At 44.0% G+C, this 19535-nt stretch carries 15 protein-coding genes and 1 tRNA gene; 7 read left to right on the forward strand and 9 right to left on the reverse strand.

Features of this window, described 5'->3' with window-relative positions; all coding sequences use genetic code 11:
• Positions 1-37: 37 nt before the first annotated feature.
• The 3 genes from QVD32_RS02720 (at position 38) to QVD32_RS02730 (ending at position 2797) form a co-directional block, all read left to right on the forward strand.
• Entirely contained in the window at positions 38-667 is a 630-nt protein-coding gene (locus QVD32_RS02720; protein WP_008861483.1) for an outer membrane beta-barrel protein, read from the forward strand.
• A gap of 142 nt (positions 668-809) precedes the next feature.
• Positions 810-2366, forward strand: coding sequence for a capsule assembly Wzi family protein (locus tag QVD32_RS02725; protein WP_021891281.1), 1557 nt, complete (start codon positions 810-812; stop codon positions 2364-2366).
• The gene (locus QVD32_RS02730; RefSeq protein WP_046412427.1) at positions 2363-2797 is read left to right on the forward strand and encodes a lipocalin-like domain-containing protein; all 435 of its coding nucleotides are present in this window, start codon (positions 2363-2365) and stop codon (positions 2795-2797) included. The genes QVD32_RS02725 and QVD32_RS02730 overlap by 4 nt, the downstream gene beginning before the upstream one ends.
• Positions 2798-2799: 2 nt before the next feature.
• Here the strand turns inward: QVD32_RS02730 and QVD32_RS02735 are convergent, their stop codons facing one another.
• Complete coding sequence (locus QVD32_RS02735) at positions 2800-3366, reverse strand: hypothetical protein (protein ID WP_021891279.1); 567 nt, start codon at positions 3364-3366, stop codon at positions 2800-2802.
• Positions 3366-4814 carry a DUF3078 domain-containing protein gene (locus tag QVD32_RS02740; protein WP_118687316.1) on the reverse strand — a complete coding sequence of 483 codons (1449 nt, stop codon included), beginning with the start codon at positions 4812-4814 and terminating at the stop codon, positions 3366-3368. Before QVD32_RS02740 ends, QVD32_RS02735 begins: the two co-directional genes overlap by 1 nt.
• Positions 4815-5188: 374 nt before the next feature.
• On the opposite strand from QVD32_RS02740, the gene pyrG reads away from it, so the two are divergent.
• Positions 5189-6793, forward strand: coding sequence for a CTP synthase (gene pyrG, locus QVD32_RS02745; RefSeq protein WP_040296059.1), 1605 nt, complete (start codon positions 5189-5191; stop codon positions 6791-6793).
• 23 nt (positions 6794-6816) lie between these two features.
• Positions 6817-8715 (forward strand): membrane protein insertase YidC, encoded by a 1899-nt coding sequence (yidC, locus tag QVD32_RS02750; RefSeq protein WP_118687315.1) that lies wholly within the window; start codon positions 6817-6819, stop codon positions 8713-8715.
• A gap of 178 nt (positions 8716-8893) precedes the next feature.
• On the opposite strand, the gene ilvC is transcribed toward yidC, so the two are convergent.
• Genes ilvC through ilvD form a run of 5 tightly spaced genes read right to left on the reverse strand, consistent with a single transcriptional unit; the run spans position 8894 to position 14855 of the window.
• Positions 8894-9940 carry a ketol-acid reductoisomerase gene (gene ilvC, locus QVD32_RS02755; protein ID WP_046414794.1) on the reverse strand — a complete coding sequence of 349 codons (1047 nt, stop codon included), beginning with the start codon at positions 9938-9940 and terminating at the stop codon, positions 8894-8896.
• A gap of 34 nt (positions 9941-9974) precedes the next feature.
• Complete coding sequence (locus QVD32_RS02760) at positions 9975-10739, reverse strand: acyl-[acyl-carrier-protein] thioesterase (RefSeq protein WP_008861491.1); 765 nt, start codon at positions 10737-10739, stop codon at positions 9975-9977.
• Complete coding sequence (gene ilvN / locus QVD32_RS02765; protein WP_008861492.1) at positions 10736-11281, reverse strand: acetolactate synthase small subunit; 546 nt, start codon at positions 11279-11281, stop codon at positions 10736-10738. The genes QVD32_RS02760 and ilvN overlap by 4 nt, the downstream gene beginning before the upstream one ends.
• A gap of 7 nt (positions 11282-11288) precedes the next feature.
• Positions 11289-12998, reverse strand: coding sequence for a biosynthetic-type acetolactate synthase large subunit (gene ilvB / locus QVD32_RS02770; protein WP_118687314.1), 1710 nt, complete (start codon positions 12996-12998; stop codon positions 11289-11291).
• Between the two features lie 30 nt (positions 12999-13028).
• Entirely contained in the window at positions 13029-14855 is a 1827-nt protein-coding gene (gene ilvD, locus QVD32_RS02775; RefSeq protein WP_118687313.1) for a dihydroxy-acid dehydratase, read from the reverse strand.
• A 322-nt stretch (positions 14856-15177) separates the two neighbouring features.
• Between ilvD and tamL the strand changes: the two genes are divergently transcribed.
• The gene (tamL, locus tag QVD32_RS02780) at positions 15178-17610 is read left to right on the forward strand and encodes a translocation and assembly module lipoprotein TamL (protein WP_271696620.1); all 2433 of its coding nucleotides are present in this window, start codon (positions 15178-15180) and stop codon (positions 17608-17610) included.
• Positions 17611-17707: 97 nt separating this feature from the next.
• Positions 17708-17781, forward strand: a tRNA-Arg gene (locus tag QVD32_RS02785).
• 514 nt (positions 17782-18295) lie between these two features.
• Here the strand turns inward: QVD32_RS02785 and QVD32_RS02790 are convergent.
• Both QVD32_RS02790 and QVD32_RS02795 read right to left on the reverse strand, forming a co-directional pair.
• Positions 18296-18745, reverse strand: coding sequence for a GtrA family protein (locus tag QVD32_RS02790; RefSeq protein WP_008861496.1), 450 nt, complete (start codon positions 18743-18745; stop codon positions 18296-18298).
• Between the two features lie 10 nt (positions 18746-18755).
• Positions 18756-19451 carry a CDP-alcohol phosphatidyltransferase family protein gene (locus tag QVD32_RS02795; protein WP_021891271.1) on the reverse strand — a complete coding sequence of 232 codons (696 nt, stop codon included), beginning with the start codon at positions 19449-19451 and terminating at the stop codon, positions 18756-18758.
• Positions 19452-19535: the final 84 nt, after the last annotated feature.

Here is a 19535-nt window from a genome sequence, read left to right on the forward strand (position 1 = left end):
TACCCCATTTTGTATATTAATAAAAAGAAAACGAATTATGAAAACTATTAAACACATATCGTTATGGGTGGTAGTCGCTACTTGTATGGTAGCCGTGTCGACCCGGGGAAACGCACAAGCCGTTTCGAGTACTTATTTTAATGTCGATTGGCAGTTTAACGCTCCTGTTGGGAACAGTTATGCCGATAAAGCCAGTGGATGGGGTATGAATTTTGAAGGTGGTTATTATGTAATGCCTAAAATGGCTATTGGAGCTTTTATTTCTTATCACACGAATAATAAATATATAGACAGGCAGACTTTGATGTTAAAGAGCAATTCGGCTCTTACGACCGACCAGCAACATTCGTTGTTTCAGCTACCCTTTGGTCTGTTGGCAAAATATCGCTTTACGACCGACGGAATTTTAGAACCTTATGCAACGGTGAAATTGGGCGCCAATTATAGTCGCATGTCTTCTTATTTGCAGGCTTGGGAGATTTATGATGATACATGGGGTTTTACCGTGTCTCCCGAAATCGGAGTGAGTATTTTCCCGAATCCGAGTGTCCGTTATGGTTTCCACGTAGCTTTATATTATAATTATGCTACTAATAAGAGTAAAGTATTGACCTATGATATCGATGGTCGTAACAATATAGGGTTCCGTTTAGGTGTCTCTTTCTAAAAAGGTTAGTCTCGGTATAAAGGGGGAATAAATGTATATTCATACACTTTATTCCCCTTTTTTGTTAAATAAAGAAAGGGGAGTTGTGCCGTAGTGCTTTATATATTATTTTTGTCTCGATTATCAATAATATTCATACATTATGTATCATCGTTTGAGAGTAGGATTATTAGTCGTTTTCTGTTTATCTATCGGAAATTTATTCGGGGTTTTTGCCCAACATTCGACAGATTACTATTCTTTGTCGATGGCCGGAAATGCCGGAAACGGGATTTTTGCACCGTATTATTTGTCTGCCAATAAGCATGGGTTGGTAACACACAGTAAAAGCGGATATTTGCGAGCCTCGGTTTTTAAAGGCTTGGAGATGAACAAACGGTTTTCCTATGAGTTCGGTATCGATTTGGTTGGATTGATGTCTTCTACATCTCCGGTATCCTATTATTCAGACGGAAACCTGAAAACGTATAATCCGGGTGTGTCGTCTTTCCTCATACAACAAGCCTATATAGGCATGAAATACCGCATGATTTTTATATCGGCAGGTTGTCGGGAGCTTACCGATGAAGTAGTGAATTTTGAGTTGAGTTCCGGCGGGTTGGTCTGGTCGGGTAATGCACGGCCTATACCCCAAGTTAGAGCCGGATTTATCGATTTTGTAGATATTCCGTTTACGAAGGGCTGGGTACAGATTAAGGGTGAGCTCGCGTATGGAAAGTTTATGGACAACGATTTTTTAAGAGACCATTACAATTATTATAATCAGTATATTACGACCGATGCTTTATATCACCATAAATCCATTTCGTTTCGTTCCAATCCCGACAAACCCTTTGTCGTAACGATCGGAGCCGAACTGGCAGCACAGTTCGGAGGCACAAAACGGTATTATAAAGAGGGCGTTTTGATAGATTCTCTCACGATGAAAAGTCCGACACGCTTGAAAGATTTTTTTAAAATCTTGTTTCCGTCGTCTGGTGATGGTCAGTCCAATAAAGGCGATCAGGCCTACTACTATGGAAACCATGTGGGACAATGGAATTTATCGGCGGAATACAGGTTCAAAAACAATTCTTCTGTAAGAGGTTACTTCGAATGGTATTACGACGATGCATCGGGAATGGGGAAGTTCAATGGTTGGGACGGTCTATGGGGGCTTGAATATAAGAGCGGTAAGAAAAACTGGCTGTCGAATGTCGTTTTAGAATATTTGGATATGACCAATCAAAGTGGGCCTCTGAATTGGTGTCCGAGTGATTATAATGATCCTAAATTGGATATAGAAGCCACAGGAGCCGATGATTACTACAATAACTATTTCTATAACGGTTGGGCGCATTACGGCCTTTCCAATGGTACGGCAATGGCTAAATCCTTGTTGTACAATACAGATGGTTATATGAGATACAAGCATAACAGAATACGAGGAGTCCATTTAGGAGCGTCGGGTTATATCGCTCCTGAATGGAAATATAAAATATTAGCGTCGTATCGAACCTCTTGGGGAACGACTTTTCTTCCGTTAGCCGATACCCAACACGATATGTCGGGGCTGATAGAATGTGTTTATTCTCCGATAAAACTTTCGGGGTGGTCGTTTTCCGCTTCTTTGGCCGGAGATTGGGGCGAATTGTATGGAGATAAATGGGGTGTTGCTATCGGTATCAGGAAAAGTGGAATTTTAACAATTGGAAAATGAAGAACAAGATGATGATTCGCCGTATTTTAATAGGATTGTTTTTGGGGATTGTTGTCACCTCTTGTACTCATAATGATGGGTATATAGGTCCTCTTTTCGGGAAATGGCAATTGATTGAGATGTGGGAGAATGGTACAATGACCCCACATGATAGTCTTTACTATAATTTTCAGAGTAGTGTCATAAAGTTACAATTGGTTCATCGGGGAGGAATAGAAAATGCAACAGACAATTATTTCGGGAGTTACGTTCGCGAAGATGACATACTGAAATTTAAAATAATGGAACCCTCTTGGTTTGAAACAGAACTACCTCCTGTTTTCAAGTTGAAAATGAACGAGGAATATACTTTTTACATTGAGAAACTTACCTCTTCCAAAATGATTTTGACCCGGGGTGAAGATGAACGCTTTGTTTTCCGAAAGTTCTGAATTTACAGATATCGGATTTCCCGATTTTCAGAATTCTCCGAGATTTGCTTGGGATATAATTTAATGAATCCTGACCGGGGATCGAATAAGTCTTCTAATTTTTTAGCGCTGTTTCCTGAGAATAAAATGCCGTTGAGGTCAGAAGTTAGTCTGGCCGAAAACCTTTTGGGGGCGTAAAGTATTGCACCTGTCAGTTTATGTTTATAGAGCCAGATGAAACAAGTGTTAGGATTTACTCCGCGAGTTAAGTACCCTAAAATAGTTCCGACGGGAATTTCACTGCGTACCGACGAATCCAATTTAACGATTCGGTGTGTAAAGATTTCGGAAAATCGAATGTCTTTAAACCGTTCGATAGCGACTCTTTCTCCATTTTCTGTCAGGAGCCAAATACCTTCCCAACTGTCGATTGGAGCTGTATCGAAATAATGTTTGGCACTTTCTTCGGTATAATTTTCAAGAATGAAACTACGATAAGGAGGCTTACTTTCATAACGCCCTTCTTCATCTTTTATCGATGAGGAACAGAGCATACCGATGCATAGTAAAACTATGAGTTTGATTCTCATTAGAATTTATAGTTGAATCCGAAACTTAGTAATTCTTTCAGTTGGAAATGTCCGAAGTCTTTGTTCAGCGCGCGAGCATCGTCATATCGCAGATGAACAAACAAACGAGTAGAGAAGAAACGGTTGAGGATAAAGTCGAATGTATTTTCCATATCCCCTTGTACATGATCATAGTTGGTGAAATAAAACAGTCTGCAACTCCAAACCATGTTATGATAGAACTCCCATTTGATGCGCCCTTCGAAGGAGGAACCGTATTGACTCATGCTTTTCCCCGATTTGATTCCGAAGCTGGCCGCATCCATGTCGTCGTTAACGATGAATTGCAAGTTGTAAGAAAGTGGGGAGAGCGATATCGATGTCTCGAAACGTTTTTTATCGTTTTTATATTGATAAGACATACCTAAACCCAAATTCAACTCAGCAGGAGATAGAAATGCAGCCACCTTGTTGTTGGAATTAGCGGCATAACTGGTGAAAAATTGTGTCTTGAAATTCATGGTCGCAGTGTAGTACCATTTGTTGTAGGCTTTAAGACCGAATTTCGAGTTTATCTGGAATAAATCTTCACTGATTTTTACGGAATGCAATGTGTCTTCCGGGGCACTGTTGATGTTCAATCTCCATTGTACTAAATTCTCGAATAAGATACGTTGCTCTTTGGGATCGTTATATTTGATAGAGAATTGTTGATCGCTTAGCAGATTGACATTGCTCGTCCCTCCTTGATACCAATTCTCCGAAACATAGACTTGGGAAAATTGTATGGACGATTGGAAATTGATTATCCATCGTTTTAGTTTGATTTTTTCTTTTCCCACGTCATTTTTTATAATTAGCGGCTTTTCTTTGATAGAAAGAATATGTTTGGCCGGATCGTTTTCGATCACGTATTGTTTAGGCACTTCCGGTAGATTGTCTGTATTGTAATGTATAAGTTTCGGGTAATTGACGATTACATAGTTCTGTGCTAGATTTCGGGTCTTTTCGGCTTGAATCTCGTCTTGTAACCATTTATCGTCCACCGAAAGAGACTTTGGTTTGAATGGGCATTTTTCGGCCGAGGGTAAATGTTGAAAAGGAGTAGACATCTGTTTTTCGAACACGATAGGTAAGAAAAGTGGGTTGACAGGTATTTCGCCCGACCCTTGCATAGCTCTTATGCTGTCAGCATATTCGAGCATACGCAACATTGTGATAACCGGTAAAATCTGCTCGGTTGAGTCTGTTTCCAATAATGAAAGTAAATTCTTGTCGGCCTCTTGCTGGCGAGCGATCGAGTCAGTATCGGTAACCTGTATGGTTATAGAATCTGATGGTATGGCCATTGTTATACTGTCAGATACGATTTCGTTCGTTATACTATCGTTCTGTTCTATGACAGTCGTTGCGAATACTCCGGTTACAGAAAGAAGACTTATGAGAATAGCTGTAATTCGTGAGTTCATAAGAGTATATGTTTGTATTTTTTAAGATAGTGCAACAAGTAGAGAGTAGAAATAGGTTTATTCGATTATGGCAAGGCGTAGCCTATTTTCGCATCTGTTTGCAAAGATAGTGCCAATGAGGGCAAAAGCAAGCTTGCTTGACTTTGCCGAATGCAGCCTATTTTCGCATCTGTTTGCAAAGATAATGATTATTTGATACAAATTGTTTACCGATAGTCTTTCTTTTGGGTAAAAATTGTAAAGTGTTTCTATCTGTTATGGGCTTTTCTCTTCATAGCAAATGAAAAGTGATAATTCTGTTGAATGTTGCGATAGATTGTGGATTATTTTTCCTAATTTTGCGCCTTGTAAATGTAACACATAAACCATATTTTATCGTGGAGACTAAGTATATATTCGTTACGGGGGGGGTAACCTCGTCGTTGGGTAAAGGTATTATTTCGGCTTCGTTGGCTCGATTGCTTTTGGCAAGAGGTTATAGAGTAACTATCCAAAAGTTCGATCCTTACATCAATATAGATCCCGGAACATTGAACCCTTATGAACATGGAGAATGTTATGTGACGGTCGATGGACACGAAGCCGACCTTGACTTGGGTCACTACGAGCGATTCACCAATACTCCTACGACTCGCGCCAATAATATTACAACAGGGCGTATTTATCAAAATGTAATAGATAAAGAACGACGGGGCGATTATTTGGGAAAGACGGTGCAGATTATTCCGCATATTACAGATGAAATTAAACGTAACATTAAACTTTTAGGATCGAAGAACCAGTTCGATTTCGTAATCACGGAGATTGGGGGAACGGTCGGGGATATCGAATCTTTGCCCTATCTCGAAAGCGTACGTCAGTTGCGTTGGGAAATGGGGAAAAATTGTGTATGTATTCATTTGACCTATGTACCTTATATTGCTGCCGCTAAGGAATTGAAAACCAAGCCGACCCAACATTCGGTAAAACAATTGCAGGAGGTAGGTATCCAACCCGATATATTGGTATTGCGTACCGAGTACGAGCTATCTCTTGCTTTACGTAAGAAGGTGGCATTGTTTTGCAATGTAGATCCTGCGGCAGTGATTCAGTCGATAGATGTTCCGTCTATATACGAAGTCCCTTTGAAAATGCATCAACAGCATTTAGATGAAATCGTATTGACGAAAACCGGTTTACCCATAAACGGAGAACCTCATTTGGAGCCGTGGTTGAATTTCTTGCATCGCATGAAAAATGCGACTAAGACCGTACGTATCGGATTAGTCGGCAAATATGTAGAACTTCCCGATGCCTATAAATCTATCAATGAATCTTTGTTTCAGGCGGCGACCTATAACGATCGCAAACTCGATTTGCAATATATTCATTCCGAGAAGTTAAATAGCGGAAATGTGGACGCTATGCTTTCTTCTTTAGATGGCGTGTTGATCGCTCCGGGATTTGGGCAGAGAGGTATCGAAGGAAAATTCATCGCTTTGAAATATGCTCGTGAACACGATATTCCGACATTTGGCGTATGTTTGGGCATGCAATGCATGGTGATCGAGTATGCCCGTGATGTGTTGGGATATACCGATGCTAACTCTACCGAAATGGACGTGACGACCAAGCATAATGTAATAGACTTGATGGAGGAGCAGAAAAGCATAACCAATATGGGTGGGACGATGCGTTTAGGCGCCTATGACTGTATATTGGCCGAAGACTCTATTGCTGCTAAGGCTTATGGAACGACCCATATTCGCGAACGGCATCGCCATCGTTTCGAATTTAACAATGAGTATCGTAAAGCTTTTGAAGATGCCGGAATGCGTTGCGTGGGCGAGAATCCCGAAACTCATTTGGTCGAAGTTGTCGAGGTTCCGTCTTTGCGTTGGTATGTGGGAGTACAATATCACCCTGAGTACAATAGTACGGTTCTTAATCCGAATCCCCTTTTCGTTGACTTTATTAAAGCAGCGATTTCAAAAAAATAATTTAGTAATCTCAAAATTGAAGAATGGATAAAAACACGATTTTAGGTCTTGTATTGATGGTCGTAGTTGTGCTGCTTTTCTCTTGGTGGATGCAGCCTACACCCGAACAATTGGAGGCACAGCGTCGGTATAACGATTCGATTGCCGCTGTGGAAGCGGAACGTATGGCCGAGGCCGCTTTGGCAGAAACACCCGTTTCGACCGATACCGTTTCGGGAGAAGTTGCCGATTCATTAAAAAATGCAGGTTTGATAGCGCGTTTCGGCGAGTTCGCTCCTTGTGCCGAAGGTTCGGAAGAATTTACTACTTTGTCCAATAATAAGGTGACATTGAAGTTTTCTAATAAAGGAGGTCGTCTTTATGAGGCTGTTTTGAATGATTACATGGCCTATGATTCCACGAATGTGACTCTGTTTACCGGAGACGAAAACGACTATGGATTCATTATTCGTACGAATGCGCGCGTGATCGATACACGCGATTTATATTTTACTCCCGAAATCGATGGTAATGCTGTAAATATGACATTACAGCTTGCCAATGGAAGTCAGATGGGCATTCGATATTCTTTGCCGGAAGACAGCTATATGTTGAAAATGGATATCTGGCAGAAAGATATGGACCGGGTAATTCCGTCGAGCGCTGTTTATTGGGATTTTATTTGGGATCAGAAAATGCGCCGTCAAGAACAAGGACGTATGTTTGAGGAGAGAAATAGTGCCTTGTATTATAAATTTGCAGGAGACGATGTAGAGCATTTGAGCGAGTCGGGTAACGATGAAGAGAAAGCGACTACGAGCCTCAAATGGATTGGTTTTAAAAACCAGTTCTTCTCTACTGCTTTTATTGCCGATGGAAAATTTAACGACGGAATTTTTACCTCTCGGTCTTTGGAAGAAGACAGATATTTGAAACAGTTTCATGCCGAGAGTACGATAGATTATGATTCGAAAGAGTCGCAGGTTGCCGGATTCAATATTTTTCTCGGACCGAATTCTTATCCGTTATTGTCCTCTTATGACGACGATCTTTCGGGAGACCAGACACTCGATTTGGATAAGCTCGTTCCACTGGGATATAAGTTTTTCCGTTGGATAAATACACTCATCGTTATACCGGTATTCACCTTCTTGGGTAAATTTTTCAGCAATTATGGCGTTATCATTTTGTTGTTGACGATATTTATAAAGCTCGTTTTATTCCCCTTCACGTATAAATCTTATAAGTCGCAGGCTCGTATGCGGGTTTTAGCCCCTCAAATTAAGGAGATTAATGATAAGTATCCGGGGCAGGATAAAGCGATGGAGCGTCAGCGTTTGACAATGGATCTGTACAGCAAGGCGGGAGTGAATCCTATGGGCGGGTGTTTGCCGTTACTTTTACAAATGCCTATTCTTATTGCGATGTTCACCTTCTTCCCGTCTTCTATCGAGCTTCGGGGTGAATCGTTCTTGTGGGCGAAAGATTTGTCGACCTATGATGCGATCGTAAGTTGGGATACTTATATACCGTTGATAACGCCCTATTTTGGTAATCACATCAGCCTTTTCTGTTTGTTGATGACTATTACCAACTTGATATACACCAAAATCAATATGCAGAATACCGCCGGACAACAACAGATGCCGGGTATGAAGTTCATGATGTATCTGATGCCCGTCATGTTCTTGGTATTCTTCAATAATTATTCGGCCGGGTTGAGTTATTATTATTTCTTGTCGTTGTTGATTACGATTATTCAAACCTATGTATTCCGTAAATGTATCAACGAGGAGAAGGTTCTTGCCGAGTTGAAAGAGAATCAAAAGAAACCTCGCAAGAAGAGCGGTTTCATGGCTCGGTTGGAAGAAGCGCAACGCCAGCAGCAGGCTGCGTTGAGAGAACAACAGAAGCAACGAAACAAACAACAGCGTCGTCGATAAATAACGAAGGGGAGCATTGCTCCCCTTCGTTATTTATGATAGTTTCGGATTTTTCCCGTTTTATTTTACAGGGAAGATATCAAAAACAGATTTAGCCGATAACACGTTCGGGTATAAGAAAAGAGATTATTCCAACAAGTGGAATAATCTCTTTTCTATATGGTAATCTATTTGCCGGTTAGTTATTTTCGGGGCGTAATTTTCGAACGGTCACACCGGCTTGCCACATCTCGCTTTCTCGCAACTCTTTCAACTCTTTGTTCAGGCCATCGCGATATCCTTCTTTACTGTTCGTGTCGATAGAACGTTGAGCTTCGTTCCCTTTGGCTACCTCTTCATACAGTTCTTCGAATACGGGTTTGGTAGCATCGCGAAACTTTTTCCACCAGTCGAGAGCTCCTCGCTGGGCTGTTGTCGAGCAGTTGGCATACATCCAGTCCATGCCGTTTTCGGCGACAAGAGGCATCAGTGATTGGGTAAGCTCTTCGACCGTTTCGTTGAATGCTTCCGAAGGGCTGTGTCCGTGTGCGCGCAGTGTGTCGTATTGTGCGGCGAAAATACCTTGAATGGCCCCCATGAGAGTTCCCCGTTCTCCGGTAAGGTCGGAATAAACCTCGCGTTTGAAAGTAGTTTCAAAAAGGTATCCCGAACCGACTCCGATACCGAGAGCTATAACTTTCTCTTTGGCGTGCCCGGTCGCATCTTGGAAAATAGCATAGCTCGAATTGAGTCCCCGACCTTGCAAGAACATGCGCCGTAAACTGGTTCCCGAACCTTTGGGCGCAACCAGTACTACATCGACATCGGCAGGAGGAACGATACCCGTGCGCTCTTTGTAGGTGATGGCGAATCCATGAGAAAAATAGAGTGTTTTACCGGCGGTAAGATGTTTTTTCACTTTGGGCCATACCTCTATTTGAGCTGCGTCGGAAAGAAGGTACTCGATAATTGTTCCACGCTGGCAAGCCTCTTCGATTTCGAAAAGCGTTTCGCCGGGAACCCAGCCGTCGGCCACCGCTTTATCCCATGTCTTCGAGCCTTTTCGCTGTCCGACGATGACATTGAATCCGTTGTCCCGCAAGTTCATACTTTGTCCGGGACCTTGTACGCCGTATCCGATAACGGCGATGGTTTCGTCTTTGAGGATTTCTCTTGCCTTTTCCAATGGAAATTCTTCCCGGGTGACTACATTTTCGTCAACACCGCCAAAATTCATGATTGCCATTTTCTTTTTTGTTTAGAGGTTAATTAAATTGGTTTTATCTGTTTTCAAATATGATTCTTCCTTTGCAGTACACGGTTTGGTCGTCCCGTATTTCTAAGGTAAAATGATCCGGTGCTTCTTCCTCTTTCAGCAGTTGCAGGGTAGAACCGTATCGAGCTTCGTTGGCATAGCTTATCTCGAATCGTCGGATACGTTGTTTGTCATACCGTTCGAAAGGGAAAAGGTCGAGTTCGTGCTCGATGTATTTCACACTGTTGACGTGTCGGTTCAAATCTATATCGTTATAAGTCACAGGATAGATTACTGCATTTTCGTCATGTACATCGCGTACTCTCGATTGCTTTTCGATGGGACATGCTTTGTCCGATATGTTCTCGGCGATATATTCGAATTGACTTATATCTACCGATGTGCGACTATCCAAATCGATAACGACCCAAATCGTGCGGGCATATCCGCAGGGAGAGCCGTCCTCTCCCAGTATGGCGAAGTTTCTCGATGAAAAATGCTTGTTATACCCTTCGATCCATGTTTGTAAAGTATAATGCTCGTTGATGAGCGGATAACGGTACATTTCGACGGTGAGCCGGGAAAGTACCCATACTTGCCGGTTTTTGATGAGCGTACTGTATCCCACGCCCCACGATTCGGCATGTAACGTAGCCACTTCGAGTATTCGTTTGGCGAGCAGGGTGAGCGGCAACTCCTGTTGACCGTTTCCTTCGGCCGGCTCTACGGTATAAGTTTTGGAGTAGACCGGTTCTGTTTGTCGTTTGGATTGTTCTTCTTTTTCTTTCATAGTTGGTTTTGTCGGTATTGTTGTTCTTGTAGGAATATGCTTACGTGCTCGACGGTCGATTTGGTTATGGCGACACGTCCCGACCGGACGAATTGCATAACATCGTATCGACTCAGTTCTTCGAACAGAGATTGAGTTTCGTCGGGGTGGCCCGATTTCTCGATGACGGTATATGTGCGGTTTACTTCCAAAATGCGGGCATTGTGTTTGCGAATCAAATCTTCGATGCTCCTGTCGTCCAATAGTTTGTCGGTAGGAACCTTGTAAAGTGCGACCTCTTGAAAAATGATTTCGTCATCGGTATAAAAGAAGGCGCGTAATACGTCTATTCGTTTTTCTATCTGCTTGACCAGTTTTTCCATCGTTTCGCGGTCGCTGTATGTCGTGATGGTAAATTTGTGTACACCTTCGATAGCTGATCCCGATACCGACAGGCTCTCGATATTGAGCTGTCGGCGTGTAAAGATAATCGAAATCTGATTCAGCAATCCTACTTGGTTTTCAGAATAAACGGTTACGGTATATAATGTCTGTTGAGTCATATCGGTCTTAATATTTTTCAGTGGCGTTGAGCATGATATGGGTTACACAGCTCCCGGCGGGAGTCATCGGGAATACCATGCAATCCGGGTCTATTTGTACATCGAGCAGGTAAGCTCCGCGGTGGTCGAGCATACGTCGTATGGCAGAGTCGAGTTCTTCGCGGGTGGCGACCCTTTCGCCGGCTATGCCGTAAGCTGCCGCCACGCCCGTAAAATCGGGATTCAGCATTGGGGTTTCGGAGTAGCGATGGTCGAAGAACAGGTCTTGCCATTGTTTTACCATACCCAAGAAATTATTATTGAGAATAATGATCTTCACATCGATACCATATTGCATGATTGTACCCAGTTCTTCGATTGTCATTTGCAGTCCTCCGTCTCCGGTAAAAAAGCAGACCGTGCGGTCGGGATTGCCTATCTTGGCTCCGATAGCGGCGGGAAGGCCGAACCCCATAGTGCCCAATCCGCCGGAGGTAACGATACTGCGGGAGCTTTTGAACCGGTAATATCGGGCCGATAGCATTTGGTTTTGTCCTACGTCGGTCACGAGAATACTGTCGTTGCCCGTGGCTTCGGATACCTTTCGGGCGACCTCTCCCATATTCATCAATGGTTTCCGGGGGTGTATCTCCGGTTCTATGACCTTTTCTTTTTCCACCTTTTCACACACACAGAAAGATTCTATCCATTCGGAGTGTTCGGCGGGAGCGATTTTTTCATTCAGCTTTTGCAATACGGCACGGGCATCACCCAGTACCGATACATCGCACTTCACGTTTTTGTTGAATTCCGACGGGTCGATGTCTATGTGAATTACTTTGGCTTGTCGGGCATATTGTTTCAAGTCGCCCGTTACTCGGTCGTCGAACCGCATGCCGATGGCGATGAGCAGGTCGCATTCGTTGGTCTTGATGTTGGCGGCTATGCTGCCGTGCATGCCTAACATGCCTTTGTATAGGGGGTGGCCGGTCGGTATTGCCGATAATCCCAACAGAGTGCAACCTACCGGTATATCGGCTTTTTCGGCCAGTTCCGACAATTCCTTTTCAGCATGGGAGATAATTACCCCCTGACCGGCGAGTATGAACGGTTTGCGAGACTGGTTGATAAGCCGGGCAGCTTCCTCTATTTCGCCGGGTTGTATGTCGGGATAAGGGTTGTAGCTGCGAATGAATTGACAGGGCTTGTAGTCGAATTCGGTCATTCCCGTTTGGGCATCTTTGGCAATGTCGAGAACCACGGGACCCGGACGGCCGTTCCCGGCGATATAAAAAGCTCTTGCTACCGCCCAAGCTATTTCTTCGCTGTGACGTATCTGGTAACTCCATTTGGTCACCGGCTGGGTGATTCCTACGACATCGGTTTCCTGAAAAGCGTCCGAGCCCAATAGGGGAGAGGCGACCTGCCCGGTGATGACGATGAGCGGCGTGCTGTCCATCATGGCATCCGAGAGCCCCGTGATGATATTGGTGGCGGCGGGACCCGAGGTGACCATGACGACTCCGGTCTTCCCCGATACTCGTGCGTACCCTTGTGCGGCATGTGTAGCTCCTTGTTCGTGTCTCACGAGGATATGTTTCAATTTGTCTCGATAATCGTAGAGAACATCGAATACGGGCATGATGGCTCCTCCCGGATATCCGAATATATACTCTGTCTTTTCTGCGATGAGCGATTTGATGAGCGCTTCCGCTCCGCTTATTTTCTCTGTTGCCATAGTCGTTTTGTACAATTGGGACTCTGTTTCTTAGATAATTCGTACAGCACCTTTGTCGGCCGAGCTTACTAAGGCAGCATAGGCTTGCAAGGCTTTCGATATGTTTCGTGTTCTGTGTCGAGGGGTGAATGCCTCTTTTCCCCGGGTATTTTCTTCTGCTCTGCGACGTTCCATTTCTGTTTCTTCGATAAGCAGGTTGATGCTGCGGTTGGGAATGTCTATTTCGATGAGGTCGCCGTTCCGCACTAATCCTATGTTTCCGCCGGCAGCTGCTTCGGGCGAGATATGTCCGATGGAAAGTCCCGATGTCCCTCCTGAGAAACGCCCGTCTGTAATGAGGGCACAGGCTTTGCCGAGGTGTTTCGATTTGATATACGAGGTAGGGTAGAGCATCTCTTGCATGCCGGGGCCTCCTTTGGGTCCTTCGTAGATGATGACGACCACGTCTCCGCTCTTCACTTTCCCGCCGAGTATGCCTTCGCAAGCCTCTTCTTGCGATTCGAATACTTTGGCTCTTCCTTTGAAGCGGAAAATGTTTTCGTCCACTCCGGCTGTTTTAACGATACAGCCGTCTTGGGCGATATTACCGAAAAGTACGGCCAGTCCACCGTCTTTGACATAAGCGTGTTCGAAATCGCGAATACACCCTTTCGAACGGTCGGTATCGAGCTTGTCGTAATAGTTTTCCTGAGAGCCCATCACGAGGTTGAACCGGTTGCCCGGTGCGCTTTTCCAAAGCCTTTCCGCTTCGGGGGGACATGTTCCGTTTCGTATCGCATACAGTTCGATGGCTTCGGTTAAGGACAGTCGATCTACTCGACGGACAGATGTGTCTATCAGCCCCTCTTTTTCGAGTATGGCGAGAATCGAGAGAATACCTCCCGCACGGTTCACGTCTTGTATGTGATAGTGCGAATTGGGTGCTACTTTACAAAGCACCGGCGACTTGCGGGACAGGGTGTCTATGTCTTGTATCGTAAAGTCTACTCCGGCCTCTTGGGCTATGGCGAGCAGGTGCAATACCGTGTTGGTAGAGCCCCCCATGGCAATATCGAGAGTCATCGCATTGAGGAATGCCGCGCGAGTAGCGATGTTACGGGGCAATACGCTTTCATCGCCGTCTTGGTAATAAGCCCGGCAGTTCTCCACGATTTGTCGGGCAGCTTGTATGAATAATTGTTCCCTGTTGCGGTGGGTCGCTACGACAGTACCGTTTCCGGGAAGAGCTAGACCGATGGCTTCGTTGAGGCAGTTCATGGAGTTGGCGGTAAACATGCCCGAGCAGGAACCGCAGGTAGGGCATGCGGCATGTTCTACTCGGCGCACTTGTTCATCGCTTATGGTTTCGTCGGCCGATTCGACCATGGCATCGATTAAATCGAGTCCTTTTCCATCGAGCTGCCCCGCTTCCATAGGACCTCCCGATACGAAGATGGTAGGAATGTTGAGCCGCATGGCCGCCATGAGCATGCCCGGTGTGATTTTATCGCAATTACTGATACAGATCATGGCATCGGCCTTGTGTGCATTGACCATATATTCGACGCTGTCGGCGATGAGGTCGCGGGAGGGAAGGGAATAAAGCATGCCGTCATGTCCCATAGCTATGCCGTCGTCGATAGCGATCGTGTTGAATTCGGCAGCAAAGCATCCTGATTTCTCGATTTCTTTTTTTACCGTTTGCCCTATTTCATGCAGATGTACATGGCCGGGAACGAATTGGGTGAACGAATTGACGATTGCGATGATGGGGTTTCCCATCTCCGTTTCTTTCATGCCGTTGGCTCTCCATAGAGCTCTCGCTCCTGCCATTCTCCTTCCGCCAGTGCTCGTCGCACTCCGCAATTGATGTTTCATAATCTGTACTAATTAAAAGAAAAACCTTTCCGCAGTGTGGAAAGGTTTTTACAATTACTCTAATTTAACATTCTATGAGAAGTAACTACATACGCCTTTCCACCTTACCGACTCACGACAAGAAGCTCGCTAATGACCGATAGAGAAATGACGTGTAGTAACATAATTATCACAATAAATATTGTTTATGATGTTGCAAATGTATAACTATTTTGTGATATAAACAAATAATTTGAAAGAAAATATATGTTTACTATTTTAAATTGCTTGTATTTACGGAGTTTAATGTAATAAATGAAAATAAAAAACATCGTATAACTGTGTGATTGAAACCCGGTTAATTTTTGTCTTCTTGCTTCTGCCTAAGGAATGGCTGGAATTGAAAAAAATAAAGTGTATATTTGCAAGGTTTTATCCATCGAGAAAAAATCAAGTTATCGGAGAAGCGTTGAAAATTCGTCGAGTTATAAAGGCAAGTTTAGGAGCGATCGTCGGTATTGTTCTGGTTGCGTGTAGTCCTACCCGCCATGTCCCGGACGGTAGCTATCTGCTCGACCATGTAAAGATAGAGACCGATGATAAGTCGGTGAAACCTTCCGATTTGAAATCCTATTTGCGTCAAGAGCCTAATCACCGTATGTTCGGGTTGTTCCGCTTTACGCTCGGGCTATATAATTTGTCGGGAAACGATTCGACCAAATGGTATAACCGCTGGGTAAGGAATGCCGGTACACCCCCGATAATTTACGACCCGGTTTTGATAGAAAATTCTCGTATGCAAATGGAGAAGGCCATGAATAATAAGGGGTACATGGCTGCTCGGGTCGATGTCGATACGGTTTCGAAAGGTAAACGTATGGACGTGTTCTATCGAGTCTCGGCAAATACGCCGCATTACATAGACGATATAGACTATCGTATTTCAAACGATACGATTTCCCGGCTTGTCGAGCGGCAATATGTCTCTCATTCGCTTTTGAAGAAAGGATCGAATTTCGATAGAAATGTGTTGGACGAGGAAAGGCAACGTATTTCCGATATGTTGCGGCGCGATGGCTTTTATGCTTTTAATAAAGAACTGATTACCTATACGGCGGATACCGCCGACCGTTCGAAAGCAGTCGATCTCACTATGAATCTTGTTCCTGAGTCTGTTGCCAATGCTTCGGGGTATCGTCCGTACGAACGGTACTATATGAGGAAAATCTATTTTGTGTTGTCTTATGACCCGACGGCGACCGACCAAATCGATGTTGCCAATGCCGGTACATATAAGAATTATTATTTCGTGGAAGGCGATCGCCCTTATATTCGACGGGAAACATTGGTGGAGAATTGTTTCATTCGTCCGGGGTTGTTGTTCAGTAGTCGAGATGTGGACAATACCTATACGGCATTCGGGAGATTGCGTATTGTCAAATATGTCAATATTCGCTTCGAGCCGGCCGGTCGGAACGACGAAGGTGTAAATCAATTGGATTGCTATATCTTGCTCAGCAAGGATAAGCCGCAGTCTGTCTCGCTCGAATTGGAAGGTACTAATTCCGAGGGCGATTTAGGTTTTGCCGTGGGAGCTACTTATCAACATCGTAATATCTTCAAGGGTTCCGAAACTTTTTCGGCTAAGGTGCGCGGTGCTTATGAAAGTTTGTCGGGCGATTTGAGCGGACTCATCAACGACCGATATACCGAGTTGGGAGGGGAGATAGGTGTTACTTATCCCAAATTTCTTTTCCCATTTTTGCGTACCGATTTTCGGCGGCGTATGAAGGCTAGCACCGAATATAGTATAAACCTTAATTTCCAGCAACGTCCCGAGTATACGCGAGTCATTTGGGGAGCAGCTTGGAAATATAAGTGGACGACCAACCGGGGATTCTACCGTCACAACTACGACCTGTTGGATATAAATTATGTCTATTTGCCCCGTAAGACCGACGGATTTCTCGAAAACATAGCCCCCGATAATCCGCTTTTACGATACAGTTACGAGGATCACTTCATCATGCGTATGGGGTATACCTTTTATTGCTCCAATCTCAATCCCTCCAATCCGGTGCAGCGTCGCACCAATGTCTATACGTTGAGGGCTGCGGGAGAAATAGCGGGCAACGTGCTCAATGCCTTTTCCAAACTTACCTCGAAAGAGCCCGATGGGGGATACAAGATTTTTGGTATCCGATATTCCCAGTATGCTAAATTCGATTTCGATTATAGTTTTACTCATTTGATTGACGAGCGAAACTCTATTGCTTTTCATGTAGGCGGAGGAATAGGCATACCCTATGGGAATTCCGATATTTTACCTTTTGAGAAACGCTACTATTCGGGTGGAGCCAACAGTGTGCGGGGGTGGTCGGTAAGAACGCTCGGTCCCGGTAGTTATAACGGCAATAATTCTGTATCCGAATTTATCAATCAATGTGGAGATATACGCCTCGATATAAATCTTGAATATCGCACCAAACTATTTTGGAAAGTAGAGTTGGGAGCTTTTATCGATGCCGGTAATATTTGGACGATTCGTGATTACGAATCACAGCCCGGCGGTCAGTTCCGACTGGATTCGTTTTATAAGGAAATCGCGTTGGCCTATGGATTGGGAATCCGTCTGGATTTCAGTTATTTCTTACTTCGCTTCGACATGGGAATGAAAGCCTATAATCCGGCGGCCGGACAAGACCATTGGGCAATTGCTTCGCAAAACTTCAAACGAGATTCTGCGTTTCATTTCACGGTAGGGTATCCTTTCTGATACTTCTATTTTATATGAGGTCTACAAAAAATAGGATACATATATTTGGAATATCCCGAAATATCCCTAACTTTGCAGCACTTTTTCATAAAAGGTCGGTTGAGTAGCTCAGCTGGATAGAGCAACAGCCTTCTAAGCTGTGGGTCTTGGGTTCGAATCCCAACTCAATCACTCGAAAGGGAAGCAAATTTTTTGCTTCCCTTTCGTTTTTATACAACTTTATCAATTCTCTCCCTATCCCATCTACTAAAATTTCACACTCCTCCGCTGTCGTGCCCCGTGGCATTACGGGGTGTCGCAAAGCGATATAGGTGCACTTCTCTGCAATGAATAGAGGGTTATTTACCCTCCTCCCTGCTGTGTCCCGTAGTATTACGGGGTGTTTTTGCAACGCAAAAATATAGGGGAGGTGGCACGTAGTGACGGAAGGGTTAATTTAATAGAGGAGGTAGAAAATACCGGCAGTGGAGTTAAGTCTCGTCCACCTTTTGTTTATCATAAATGAGGTGGAGTGTACCACAGGACGAGGGAGAAATAAAACATACAAAAATTCCCCTGCTTAGCAACAAGTCGAGACGGGCTTGGAATAGAAATAAGATTCTTTTTGGAGGCGAATTTTGTAGGGGGATTTAGGCTTAATTCACCGAAAAGGAAGAGCTTTATGGGTTTATGTAGGGTGCTGTATTCAGCAATCGTTGCTGTCGAAACTTTCGACTTTCACCCGTTTGCGCGATTTGAATACCAGCATATCCGCTACGAAATAGTTGAACAATCCCGAAATAAGCAGGGCGGCAAGATTACAATAGATAACGTCCCAACCGAATATCTTTTGGAAAATGAGTAGAAAAAACATTTTCATTAAGAAGCCGGCTCCCGATGAAAGATTGAACATGAGAAAACGAATACAGAAATCAGACGTCGAACGACGGCCGATTCTACTTTTCCATATCCAAAAATAAGAACATAGGAAATTGCTCAATACGGCAAATTCAAAACTGATGATAGGTGAAAGGACATATACCTCCCAGTAGCTGCTGAATATAAAAGTCGAGCATATCCACAGTATCAAGGTATCGACACCTGTGCCCAATAGCCGACTGACTACGAATTGTAGGTAAATACGCAGCTTTAACACCGTATCTTTATTATTTTTTAGGAGAATAGGGTTTCAATGGATCTTGTTTGGACAAAACGCGACGGTCGGTGATGAATTGAACCAACCATGCCACGAACAAGAAGCAGGCAATGAACAATCCGGCTACATCGAATATGCCCAATGTTTGTCCTTCGATGGTCCACTTTATTTCCGAGAGGGAAGTATACATGAACACCGTGTTGATAAGAATGACGATCAATCGGAATTCAGTTGGCCCGAGGCTGCCGTAAGTGAGCAGGAACTTACCGCTTAGGATTGTCGAGATATACGTATAAATAGAAAGAACCAAATAGCCCACTAATACCAACATCGCTACATCGAGCCTGAACATGGGCGAAAGACCGGCTCCGATACACATGATACAAATGGTGACGGCATCGAGCGTATGGTCGATAAAAAATCCATAAACGGGTCTTTGTGCATTCCTTACTCTGGCAAGAGTGCCATCGAGGCTGTCGCCATACCAGTTAATCACCAACCCGAGAGAAGAAATCCACAGGTAGTTTTTATCTATATGAGCCAATATGAATCCCACTGCGCATACGAGAGCTCCTACTACACCGGTGTATGTGAGGAAGTCCGAAGTAACCCATGCCGGTTGTCGTTGAGCCAGCCAAACCAAAACTTTTTTCTCTGCTGCATTGAGCACGGAAGTCTGTATTCTTTCAGATGTTTCTTTTCCCATTTCCTAATTTTTGTACAAAAGTACAGATTATTTAGCAAACCGAGTAAAAAAAGTGTATTAAATTATTCATGTTTTTGAAAGATT

Origin of the sequence: Barnesiella sp. (genome assembly GCF_022723415.1) — a bacterium.
Taxonomy (GTDB): Bacteria; Bacteroidota; Bacteroidia; order Bacteroidales; family Barnesiellaceae; genus Barnesiella; species Barnesiella intestinihominis.